The sequence below is a fragment of the Streptomyces sp. NPDC001502 genome (assembly GCF_042894785.1).
Taxonomy (GTDB): domain Bacteria; phylum Actinomycetota; class Actinomycetes; order Streptomycetales; family Streptomycetaceae; genus Streptomyces; species Streptomyces kutzneri.
On sequence record NZ_JBIAVW010000001.1, the window covers coordinates 531,055 to 542,230 of the forward strand.

Annotated in this window: 11 protein-coding genes; 8 read left to right on the forward strand and 3 right to left on the reverse strand. The window is 71.8% G+C overall.

The features are described from left to right. The first annotated feature begins 44 nt into the window (after nucleotides 1-44). From ACFY0D_RS02495 to ilvD, 3 genes are all read left to right on the forward strand, one after another. Nucleotides 45-902: a sugar phosphate isomerase/epimerase family protein gene (locus ACFY0D_RS02495; RefSeq protein WP_390796550.1), complete on the forward strand. Its 858-nt coding sequence runs from the start codon at nucleotides 45-47 to the stop codon at nucleotides 900-902. Next, nucleotides 899-1,537 carry a TetR family transcriptional regulator gene (locus ACFY0D_RS02500; RefSeq protein ID WP_390796551.1) on the forward strand — a complete coding sequence of 213 codons (639 nt, stop codon included), beginning with the start codon at nucleotides 899-901 and terminating at the stop codon, nucleotides 1,535-1,537. The genes ACFY0D_RS02495 and ACFY0D_RS02500 overlap by 4 nt, the downstream gene beginning before the upstream one ends. Nucleotides 1,538-1,659: 122 nt before the next feature. Then, nucleotides 1,660-3,510 carry a dihydroxy-acid dehydratase gene (gene ilvD, locus ACFY0D_RS02505; protein ID WP_390796552.1) on the forward strand — a complete coding sequence of 617 codons (1,851 nt, stop codon included), beginning with the start codon at nucleotides 1,660-1,662 and terminating at the stop codon, nucleotides 3,508-3,510. A 52-nt stretch (nucleotides 3,511-3,562) separates the two neighbouring features. Here ilvD and ACFY0D_RS02510 read toward each other — a convergent pair whose 3' ends face one another. Further along, entirely contained in the window at nucleotides 3,563-5,686 is a 2,124-nt protein-coding gene (locus tag ACFY0D_RS02510) for a serine/threonine-protein kinase (protein ID WP_390796553.1), read from the reverse strand. A gap of 106 nt (nucleotides 5,687-5,792) precedes the next feature. Here ACFY0D_RS02510 and ACFY0D_RS02515 point away from each other — a divergent pair, with 106 nt between their 5' ends. From ACFY0D_RS02515 to proC, 5 genes are all read left to right on the forward strand, one after another. Beyond that, nucleotides 5,793-6,095: a peptidase gene (locus tag ACFY0D_RS02515; RefSeq protein WP_390796554.1), complete on the forward strand. Its 303-nt coding sequence runs from the start codon at nucleotides 5,793-5,795 to the stop codon at nucleotides 6,093-6,095. 69 nt (nucleotides 6,096-6,164) lie between these two features. Continuing rightward, on the forward strand, nucleotides 6,165-6,695 hold the full coding sequence (locus ACFY0D_RS02520) for a hypothetical protein (protein WP_390796555.1): 531 nt from the start codon (nucleotides 6,165-6,167) through the stop codon (nucleotides 6,693-6,695). Nucleotides 6,696-6,875: 180 nt separating this feature from the next. Next, nucleotides 6,876-7,709 (forward strand): ABC transporter ATP-binding protein, encoded by an 834-nt coding sequence (locus ACFY0D_RS02525; RefSeq protein ID WP_390796556.1) that lies wholly within the window; start codon nucleotides 6,876-6,878, stop codon nucleotides 7,707-7,709. After that, entirely contained in the window at nucleotides 7,706-8,443 is a 738-nt protein-coding gene (locus ACFY0D_RS02530) for an ABC transporter permease (protein ID WP_390796557.1), read from the forward strand. Before ACFY0D_RS02525 ends, ACFY0D_RS02530 begins: the two co-directional genes overlap by 4 nt. Nucleotides 8,444-8,543: 100 nt before the next feature. Continuing rightward, complete coding sequence (proC, locus tag ACFY0D_RS02535) at nucleotides 8,544-9,353, forward strand: pyrroline-5-carboxylate reductase (RefSeq protein WP_301368215.1); 810 nt, start codon at nucleotides 8,544-8,546, stop codon at nucleotides 9,351-9,353. A gap of 46 nt (nucleotides 9,354-9,399) precedes the next feature. Here proC and trpS read toward each other — a convergent pair whose 3' ends face one another. Together trpS and ACFY0D_RS02545 are read right to left on the reverse strand one after the other, a co-directional pair. Continuing rightward, a complete protein-coding gene (trpS, locus tag ACFY0D_RS02540) occupies nucleotides 9,400-10,404 on the reverse strand; it encodes a tryptophan--tRNA ligase (RefSeq protein ID WP_390796558.1) in 1,005 nt (334 codons plus the stop codon). Nucleotides 10,405-10,929: 525 nt separating this feature from the next. Further along, the coding region (locus ACFY0D_RS02545) for a hypothetical protein (protein ID WP_383397895.1) at nucleotides 10,930-11,176 on the reverse strand (247 nt) is incomplete at its 5' end.

The following is an 11,176-nucleotide window of genomic DNA, read 5'->3' on the forward strand; positions in this document are numbered from 1 at the left end:
CGCCGTCACGGTCGGGCGCCGTTGCGGGCCCGTACCCTGTCTTCGTGGCAGAACCAGTCCGTGTCCCGACCGCGAAAGTCGCCCTATCCACCGCCTCCGTCTATCCGGAGTCGACGGCGACCGCCTTCGAGATCGCCGCGCGCCTCGGTTACGACGGCGTCGAGGTGATGGTCTGGACGGATCCGGTCAGCCAGGACGTCGACGCCCTGCGCCGGCTGTCGGACCACCACGGGGTGCCGATCCTGGCCGTGCACGCGCCGTGTCTGCTGATCACCCAGCGGGTCTGGTCCACCGATCCGTGGACCAAGCTGCAGCGCGCCCAGGCCGCGGCCGAGCGGCTCGGGGCGAGCACCGTGGTCGTGCATCCGCCCTTCCGCTGGCAGCGCCAGTACGCGCGGGACTTCGTCACCGGTATCTGGCGGATGGCCGACGAGACCGACGTCCGGTTCGCCGTGGAGAACATGTATCCGTGGCGCTACCGCGACCGCGAGATGCTCGCGTACGCCCCCGAGTGGGACGTGACGAAGGACGACTACCGCCACTTCACCGTCGACCTGTCGCACACCGCGACCGCCCGCACCGACGCCACCGCGATGATCGACCGGATGGGCGACCGGCTCGCGCACATCCACCTCGCCGACGGGAACGGATCGGCCAAGGACGAGCACCTGGTCCCGGGCCGCGGTACGCAGCCCTGCGCCGAGCTGCTGGAGAGCCTCGCGCGGACCTCGTTCGACGGGCACGTGGTGATCGAGGTGAACACCCGCCGGGCGATGTCCTCCGCCGAGCGCGAGGCCGATCTCGCCGAGGCGCTGGCCTTCACCCGCCTGCACCTCGCCACCACCCCCGCCGCTCCCGCCACCCCCACCCGCGCCGAGCGCGACAAGGCCCGCCGGCCGTGACCGATACCCCCGATGCCCCCGACGCACCCAAGCCGCGCCGCCGCGGCCCCGGCCGGCCCCGGCAGGACGAGGCCGACGACGGCCCCGGCACCCAGGAGCGCATCCGGCTCGCCGCCCGTGAGGTGTTCGCGGAGCGCGGGTACGACAAGACGTCCGTACGCGGCATCGCGAAGGTCGCCGGCGTCGACCCGGCGCTGGTGCACCACTACTTCGGCAGCAAGGACGACCTGTTCGCCGCCGCCATCGAGGTCAGCATCGAGCCCGCCCTGGTGGTCCCCGCGATCATCGGCGAGGGGCCGGACGGCATCGGCGAACGCCTCGCCCGCTACTTCCTGGGCGTCTGGGAGAACCCGGTCACCCGGGTCCCGCTGCTCGCCGTGATCCGTTCGGCTCTCACGCATGAGGCCGCCGCGAAGGTACTGCGCGGGCTGGTCCTGCGGCGGCTCCTGGAGCGCGTCGCCGCCGACCTCGACGTCCCCGACCCGACCTTCCGCGCCGAGCTCGCCGCCTCCCACATGGTCGGCATCGCGATCCTGCGCTACGTGGTCCAGGTGGAGCCCCTCGCGTCCGCCGACCCGGAGAAGATCGTGGCTCTGGTGGCGCCCACGCTCCAGCGGTACCTGACCGAGGAATGAGCCCGCCGTCCCGGCATCCGGACGCGGTGTCCGGATCGCGGGCGGTGGGCGTAGCCTCGTATCTGAGCCATATCCGCAGTCGCGGCTGACCGTACAGCCGCACTCATGGGGAGTGAAACCGCATGCCCGAGCTGAGGTCCCGCACCGTCACCCACGGCCGCAACATGGCAGGCGCACGTGCGCTGATGCGCGCGTCGGGCGTAGCGAGCGCGGACATCGGCAAGCCGATCGTCGCGGTCGCCAACTCCTTCACCGAGTTCGTCCCCGGTCACACCCACCTGGCGCCGGTCGGCCGCATCGTCTCCGACGCCATCCGTGCCGCCGGTGCGATCCCGCGCGAGTTCAACACCATCGCGGTCGACGACGGCATCGCCATGGGCCACGGCGGCATGCTGTACTCCCTGCCCTCCCGCGACCTGATCGCGGACTCGGTCGAGTACATGGTCGAGGCGCACTGCGCCGACGCGCTGATCTGCATCTCCAACTGCGACAAGATCACCCCCGGCATGCTGATGGCCGCGATGCGCCTCAACATCCCGGTCGTCTTCGTCTCCGGCGGTCCGATGGAGGCCGGGCAGGCCGTCCTCGTCGACGGCACCGTCCGCAAGCTGGACCTGATCGACGCCATGGTCGACGCCTCCAACGAGAACGTGTCGGACGAGGACGTGCTCCGCATCGAGGAGAACGCCTGCCCGACCTGCGGGTCGTGTTCGGGCATGTTCACCGCCAACTCCATGAACTGCCTCGCCGAGGCCATCGGCCTGGCCCTCCCGGGCAACGGCTCGGTCCTCGCCACGCACACCGCCCGCCGCGCCCTGTACGAGGACGCCGGCCGCACGGTCGTGGAGATCACCAAGCGCTACTACGAGGACGGCGACGAGTCCGTCCTCCCGCGCAGCATCGCGACCCGCGAGGCCTTCGAGAACGCCATGGCCCTCGACATCGCGATGGGCGGCTCCACGAACACGATCCTGCACCTGCTGGCCGCCGCCCAGGAAGCGGGCCTGGAGTACGACCTCACCGACATCGACGCCGTCTCGCGCCGCGTCCCGTGCCTGTCCAAGGTCGCGCCGAACGTGGCGCCCGGCGGCACGTACTACATGGAGGACATCCACCGCGCCGGCGGCATCCCCGCCATCCTGGGCGAGCTCCACCGCGGCGGCCTCCTCAACAAGGACATCACCACCGTCCACTCCGACGGCCTGGAGGACTGGCTCGCCAAGTGGGACGCCCGCTCCGGGACGGCCACCGACACGGCCATGGAGCTGTGGCACGCGGCCCCCGGCTGCGAGCGCTCCGCCACCGCCTTCTCCCAGTCCAAGCGCTGGGAGACCCTCGACCTCGACGCCGAGGGCGGCTGCATCCGCTCGGTGCAGCACGCGTACTCCAAGGACGGCGGACTGGCCGTGCTGCGCGGCAACATCGCCGTCGACGGCTGCGTCGTGAAGACCGCCGGCGTCGACGAGTCGATCTGGACCTTCGAGGGCCCGGCCGTGGTTTGCGAGTCCCAGGACGAGGCCGTCGACAAGATCCTCCGCAAGGAGATCAAGGCGGGCGACGTCGTCGTCATCCGCTACGAGGGCCCGCGCGGCGGCCCCGGTATGCAGGAGATGCTCTACCCGACCTCCTTCCTCAAGGGCCGTGGCCTCGGCAAGGTCTGCGCCCTGGTGACGGACGGCCGCTTCTCCGGCGGCACTTCGGGCCTGTCCATCGGCCACGCCTCCCCGGAGGCGGCCTCGGGCGGCACCATCGCGGTCGTCGAGGACGGTGACCGGATCCGCATCGACATCCCGAACCGGTCCATCGAGGTCCTCGTCGACGAGGCCACCCTGGCGGCCCGCCACGAGGCCCTCGGCGGCGTCTACGCCCCGAAGAACCGCGAGCGCAAGGTGTCCGCGGCCCTGCGCGCCTACGCCGCGATGGCCACCAGCGCCGACAAGGGCGCGGTCCGCGACGTCTCCCTCCTGGGCTGACGACCGACTCCGCCGGCGCCCCCGTACCCTCCGGTGCGGGGGCGCCGGCGTCTCACCATCCGCCCGGATCCCCCGCGCCCACCGCGAACACCGACCCGTCGGGCGCCCCCGTGAACACCCGCCCACCGCCGACCACGGGCGCGGGCAGGGTGGAGGTGTACTTGGTGCCGCTGTCGGCCATGCGCGGCTTGGTCTGTCCCGCCGGCCGTCCGCTGCCCGCGTCGACGGCCAGGAGCCGTCCGTCCGGGGCCGTCAGGAACACCCGGCCGTCGGCGAACACCGGTCGGGAGGCCACGGCCACGCCCGTCTCCAGCCGCCACCGCTCCTTGCCCGCTCCGACCGCGACCAGCGTGCCCGAGGTCCCGAACAGGTACACGGTGCCGTCCTGGCCCACCGTCGGCTCCGCGTCGTACACCGGCGCCGTCAGCCGCACGCGCTGCACCCCGTGCGAGGCCAGGTCGGCGCGCACGACCGCGCCGGTCCGGGAGGACGCGTCGAGGTCCAGCAGGTACAGCCCGCCCTGTGCCACGCCGACCGGGCGCAGCCGCCCCGCCGTCCGGAGCTGCCAGCGCACGTTTCCGGTCGCCGGGTCCACCGCGGCGAGCTGTGTCGACCCGCTGTCGCTCCCGGGCGTGGCCACGTACAGCCCGGGCGCCCCGGACTCGTCCGTGCCGCCCCACCACTCGGCGCCGACCCCGCCGATCTGCTGGGTCCAGCGCGGTGTGCCACTGGCCGCGTCCAGCGCGGTGACGCTGCCGGTCGTTCCCACGAGCAGGACGTGCGCGCCCGCGGTCACCACCTGTGAGCCGCCCGGCAGCTTCCGCCGCCAGGTCTCCTTTCCCGTGCCCGGGTCCAGCGCCTGGAGGGTCTCGCTGCCCGGCGCCACGACGAGCACCTGCCCGCCCGCGTGGACCGGCGCGCCGAGGGCCGTCGTCCGGGGCGCCTGGGCGGTCGCCTCCACCGCCCACACGGTGGTGCCGTCCGCGGGGTCCAGCCGGGCCGCGACGAGGCCCGGCCCGGCGCAGTAGAGGGCCGCCGTCTGCCAGGAGCAGGCCCCGATCCGGCTGCCCGTACCGGGTTTCCCCAAGGCGACCGACCAGGGGGCGAAGCTCTTCTGCGGCGCCGGACCGGCCTGCGCGGCGATCTGGCCGGGGTGTCCGGCGTCCGGTCCGAACTGCCAGTACCCGCCGACCGCGGCAGCGCCGGTGAGCAGCAGCCCGACCCCGATTCCGACGGCCAGGCGGCCTCGGCGTCCGGCCGGAGCGGGCTCGACGGCGCTCCGCGCCCGCCGGTGCGTGACCTGGTCCGCGTCGGAAGGCTGCCGCTGCCGGGGCACGAAGGCCTGGGTGTCCTCGGCCGTCGGGTACGCGATCGCCCGTATCTCGGCGATCAGCTCCTCGGCGGTGGGCCGCTCCACCGGATCCTTCGCCAGGCACCGGGCGACGAGCGGTACGAGCCGCGGCGGCAGCCCGGTCAGATCGGGCTCGCTGTGCACCACCTGGTACGCCACCAGGTAGTGGCTGTCCGAGTCGAACGGTCCGTGCCCCGTCGCCGCGTGCACGAGCACGGCCCCCAGGGCGAAGACGTCCGCGGCCGTTCCGACGTCCCGCGGTCGCTGGAACTGCTCGGGCGCCATGTACGGCGGAGTACCGATCAGCTTCCCGGTCTCGGTCCGCAGGTCGCTGTCGGCCGGACGCGAGATCCCGAAGTCGATGACCCGCACGCCGTCCGGAGCCATCAGCACGTTGCTGGGCTTGAGGTCCCGGTGCACCACTCCGGCCCGGTGGATGTCCCGCAGGGCCTCGGCCAGCCCGGCGGCGAGCCGGGTCAGTTCGACGGGGTCCAGGACCTGTTCCCGTACCCGTTCGGCGAGCGTGGGCGCGTCGATGAACAGGGTGGCCATCCACGGCCGTTCGGCATCGGGATCGGCATCCACGACGGGCGCGGTGAAGGCCCCGCTGACCCGCCGCGCGGCGGCGACCTCCTGGCGGAACCGGGCCCGGAACTCCGGGTCCACCGCGTGTTCGGGGTGCACGATCTTGACGGCGAGTTTCAGCCCCGAGCCGGACGTGGCCAGATGGACGACGCCCATCCCTCCGGAACCGAGCACCGATTCGAGCCGGTACTGCCCGGCGTACTCCGGAAAGCCCACGTAGTCCGCGCGCAGCGAATGCACCGCTCACCACCCCCGCCGGAGCCTAGTCGATGACCCCGGCGCATCTCCAAGGTCCTGCTACCCTGCGCGAGTTGCACAGGGCAACACCCATGGGGGGAGATTTCGCATGTCGGTGGAGAACGATTCGAGCCAAGTCGAGAGCCTGGCGTCCGGCTCGGGGTACCCGATGTTCCCGGTCGCTCCCGGCGCCCGGCTGAACGTCCGCAACGGCCCCGGCACGAACTATGCGGTCATCGAGGTCCTGCCGCTCGGCGCGACCGTCTCGCTCCGCTGCCAGTGCGAGGGCACCACCGTCTCGGGCCCGTACGGCACGACGGACATCTGGGACTGCATCGGCAACGGCCGGTTCGTCTCCGACGCGTACGTGAAGACCGGCAGTGACGGCTACGTCACCAACCAGTGCGGCTGACCGTCCCGGACCCGTCTGCCACGTGAGACACACCCGGCCCGACCGGCCCGGCGAGGGATAATCGCTGATGTGAGCGACGACCAGCGAGACCAGACCCCCGCCGAGCCGGCCGCGCAGGCCCCGCTGCCCGCCGGCCCGCAGCCCGAGCCGATCCCGTTCTTCGGCACCACCTGGGTCGAGCACGACGGCGGCTACGCCCTGCGCCGCGTCGGCCTCGCCATCGGCTCGCTGGCCACCGCCGTCGCCGCCGCCCTGCTGCTCCGCTTCGCCTACGAGGGCCTGGAGATCGGCAACGTCGGCCCCTTCCTCAGCATCTCGGTCGTCGTCCTCTTCGCGATCGCCAGCTCCATCGCCTTCACCAAGACCTGGGCCGCCTTCAGCCGTCGCCCGGCCCCGTCCTCCGACGAGGCCGCCCTCAAGGGCCTGAAGGCGATCGGTTTCATCGGCTCCCTGATCGCGTACTTCCTGCGCTGCCTCGGGGAGGCGCCGGGCGAGAAGCTCCGCCGCGCCGAATACGAGCGCGCCCAGGCCGAATACGCCCGCCGTCGCAGCACCCGTACGGGGAACCCGGCCGCCCGCCGGCCCAAGCGCAAGAAGTAGCCACGCGCGCGGCGCGGTGGCGAGAAGCAGCCCGCAGCCGTAGTCGCAGCCGTAGCCGCGCCCGCATCCACACCCCCGGCCCACACCCCCGGCCCACACCCCCGGCCCACACCCCCGGCCCACACTCGCCTCCGTCCCGGCGATTGACGTCGTGGCACCGCCAGGAGCATTATTCATCACATGATGAATAACCAGGCCGAGGGAGACCCGGCCGCCGTCCACGCCCATGACCTGACCGTCCGGCGCGGCACCGGCCGCACCCCCCGCACCGTCCTCGACTCCATCGCCTTCGACGTCCCCCGCGGCCGCATCACCGGCCTCCTCGGCCCCTCCGGCTGCGGAAAATCCACCCTCATGCGCGCCATCGTCGGCACCCAGGCGCACGTCACCGGCACCCTCGACGTCCTCGGCCACCCCGCCGGCCACCCCCGGCTCCGCTCCCGCATCGGCTACGTCACCCAGGCGCCCAGCGTCTACGACGACCTCACCGTCCGGCAGAACCTCGACTACTTCGCCGCCGTCCTCGACCCCGGCCGCGCCGCCGCCGACCGCCGCGCCGCCGCCGTCAGCCGCGCCATCACCGACGTCGACCTCACCAGCCGCGCCGGCGCCCTCGCCGGCAACCTCTCCGGCGGCCAGCGCAGCCGCGTCTCCCTCGCCGTCGCCCTGCTCGGCACCCCCGAGCTCCTGGTCCTCGACGAACCCACCGTCGGACTCGACCCCGTCCTGCGCCGCGACCTGTGGAACCTCTTCCACGACATCACCGCCACCCGCGGCGCGACGATCCTCGTCTCCTCCCACGTCATGGACGAGGCCGAGCGCTGCCACGACCTGCTCCTCATGCGCGAGGGCCGCATCCTCGCCCAGGACACCCCCGACGCACTGCGCACCCGTACCCACGCCACCACCGTCGAGGAGGGCTTCCTGCGCCTCGTCGACGAAGCCAACGCCAACGCCGACGCCGCCGACGCCGCCGACTCCAACGTCACCGCCATCCGGGAGCAGACCCGATGAACGCCGCCCGCACCACCGCCACCGCCGCCCGCGTCCTGCGCCAGCTCCGCCACGACCCGCGCTCCATCGCGCTGATGCTCCTGGTCCCCGTACTGATGCTCACCCTGCTGCGCTTCGTCTTCGACGGCAGCCCCAAGACCTTCGACGGCATCGGCGCCTCACTCCTCGGGATCTTCCCCCTCATCACCATGTTCCTGGTGACCTCCATCGCCACCCTGCGCGAACGCACCTCCGGAACCCTGGAACGCCTCCTCGCCATGCCGCTCGGCAAGGGCGACCTCATCGCCGGCTACGCCCTCGCCTTCGGCGCCGTCGCCGTCCTCCAGTCCCTGCTCGCCACCGGCCTCGCCCTCTGGGCCCTCGGCCTCGACGTCGTCGGATCCCCCTGGCTGCTCCTCCTCGTAGCCCTCCTCGACGCCCTCCTCGGCACCGCACTCGGACTCTTCGTCTCCGCCTTCGCCGCCTCCGAGTTCCAGGCCGTCCAGTTCATGCCGGCGGTGATCTTCCCCCAGCTCCTCCTCTGCGGCCTCTTCGCCGCCCGCGACACCATGCACCCCGTCCTCGAAGGCCTCTCCGACGTCCTGCCCATGTCCTACGCGGTCGACGGCATGACCCAGGTGCTCACCCACACCGACATGACCGCCGACTTCGTCCGCGACGCCGCGATCGTCGCCGCCTGCGCCGTGCTCGTCCTCGCCCTCGGCGCGGTCACCCTCCGCCGCCGCACCCCCTGACCGCACTCCGGACAGCGCCTCCCCCCACCCCGCCCGGGTGCAAGGATGAGGACGTAGACGTAGCTCACGCGCAAGAACAGTTCGGCGAGGTGGATCGGGCATGACCCAGACAGTCGCAGTCCTCGGTACCGGCAAGATCGGCGAGGCCCTGCTCAGCGGAATGATCCGCGGCGGCTGGCCCGCCGCGAAGCTCCTCGTCACCGCCCGCCGCACCGAACGGGCCGAGGAACTCCGCACCCGCTACGGGGTCGAGGCCGTCTCCAACGCCGAGGCCGCCAAGCGCGCCGACACCCTCATCCTCACCGTCAAGCCCCAGGACATGGCCAAACTCCTCGACGAGCTCGCCCCGCACGTCCCCGCCGACCGCCTGGTCATCAGCGGCGCCGCCGGCGTCCCCACCGCCTTCTTCGAGGAACGGCTCAGCCCCGGCACCCCCGTCGTCCGCGTCATGACGAACACCCCCGCCCTCGTCGACGAGGCCATGTCCGTCATCTCCGCCGGCAGCCACGCCACCGCGGCGCACCTCGCCCACACCGAGGAGATCTTCGGCAGCGTCGGCAAGACCCTGCGCGTCCCCGAGTCCCAGCAGGACGCGGCCACCGCCCTCTCCGGCTCCGGCCCCGCCTACTTCTACTTCCTCGTCGAGGCCATGACCGACGCCGGCATCCTCCTCGGGCTGCCCCGCGCCCAGGCCCACGACCTGATCGTCCAGGCCGCCATCGGCGCCGCCGTCATGCTGCGCGACAGCGGCGAACACCCGGTCAAGCTCCGCGAGGCCGTCACCTCCCCGGCCGGCACGACGATCAACGCCATCGTCGAGCTGGAGAAGCACGGCGTACGCGCCGCCCTCATCGCCGCCCTCGAAGCGGCCCGCGACCGCAGCCGCGAGCTCGCCTCCGGCAACAGCTGAGACACCCGTACGGTGGGGGCCCCACGGCATGCGGGACCCCCACCCGTCACGGCTCCAACAGCCCGATGGCCCGGTACGCCCGGTCGACCACCGGCCGCGCCAGCTCCCTGGCCCGCCCGGCACCCTCCCGCAGCACCTTCTCCACCTCCGCCGGATCGCCCGCCAGCTCCGCATGCCGCTCCTGTACGGGCCGCAGTACTTCGACCACCGCGTCGGCGACATCCCGCTTCAGCGCCCCGTAGCCGCTGTACCCCTCGGCGAGCACGGCCGGATCACCCCCGGCACACGCCGCCAGGATGTCCAGCAGATTGGCGACCCCCGGCCGCGCCTCCCGGTCGTAGACCACCGCACCGTCCCCGCTGTCGGTGACCGCACGCATCACCTTCTTGCGCACGACCCCGGGCTCGTCGAGCAGATAGACGATCCCGGCCCCGCTCTCGTGGGACTTCCCCATCTTCGACGTCGGGTCCTGCAGGTCCATGACCCGCGCGGCCACCGCCGGAAGCGTCGCCTTCGGCACGGTGAAGGTGTGCCCGTACCGCTGGTTGAACCGCACCGCCAGATCCCTCGTCAGCTCGACGTGCTGCCGCTGGTCCTCCCCGACCGGCACCTCCTGCGCGCCGTACGCCAGGATGTCGGCCGCCATCAGCACGGGATAGGTGAGCAGCGACAGCCGCACGCCCTCCCCGGAGACCCGCGCCTTCGCCGCCTTCTCCTTGTACTGGATCATCCGCCGCAGCTCCCCGTCGGTGGCGGTGCACTCCAGGAGGTACGCCAGCCGGGTGTGCTCGTCGACGTGGCTCTGCACGAAGAGGGTGCACCGCTGCGGATCCAGCCCGGCCGCCAGCAACAGCGTCGCCGCCTGCCGGCTCAGCCTTCGTACGCGGGCCGGCTCGTGCTCGACGGTGAGCGCGTGCAGATCGACGACGCAGAACAGCGCGGACTCGGGCGTCAGGTCGGCTTCGACCCACTGCCGCACGGCCCCCAGGTAGTTGCCCAGCGTCAGGTGTCCGGTGGGCTTGATCCCGCTGAAGATCCTCGTCGTCGTCATGTCCTGCTCTCCCTGTGTGTGAGTGGTGCCGGTGGCCACCGCGCCGGGCGACCGAGCCACTCCCGGGAGGGGAGAAACAAAAACGGCCGCCGTAGCGGCGGCCGTGAGCGCATGCGTGCTCGCGTGGAAGGTCGGCCGCCGTCAGGCGGCCCACCAGCGAAGGCTGAGCGTGAGCGCATGCGTAGTCATGGGCCCAGCGTAGACCGAAGGGGCTGAAGGCGGCGGGAGTTTCACGGATCCCGCGCGGCGGGTCAGCCGGGGGTTGACACAGGTGTACCCGGTCCGTAAGGTTCTTCGAGTTGTCCGAAGTGAGCGCCGACCCCGGTCGGTCCCCGGACAGCCATCCCGCACTACACATTCGAACGAACGACGCACTCCGTCGTCTCGTTTTCATGCGTATTTGCGAATGAGGAATCCGCGTTCCAGGACGCAGCCGCCGATTAGGTTCGGAGGCACGGAATCCGCTACTGTCTCACTCGTCGAAAGGGCCCAACAGCCCGGAAGACAAGCCCCGCTGACTGGGGATCAGGCCCGAAAGGATCTGATAGAGTCGGACTCGCCGGAAAGGGAAAGCGCGAAAGCGAAAACCTGGAAAGCACCGAGGAAGTCGGACACGAAAGAGTCTGATAGAGTCGGAAACGCAAGAACAGAACGAAAGCCCGGAGGAAAGCCCGAGAGGGTGAGTACAAAGGAAGCGTCCGTTCCTTGAGAACTCAACAGCGTGCCAAAAATCAACGCCAGAAGTTGATACCCCGTCCACTTCGGTGGATGA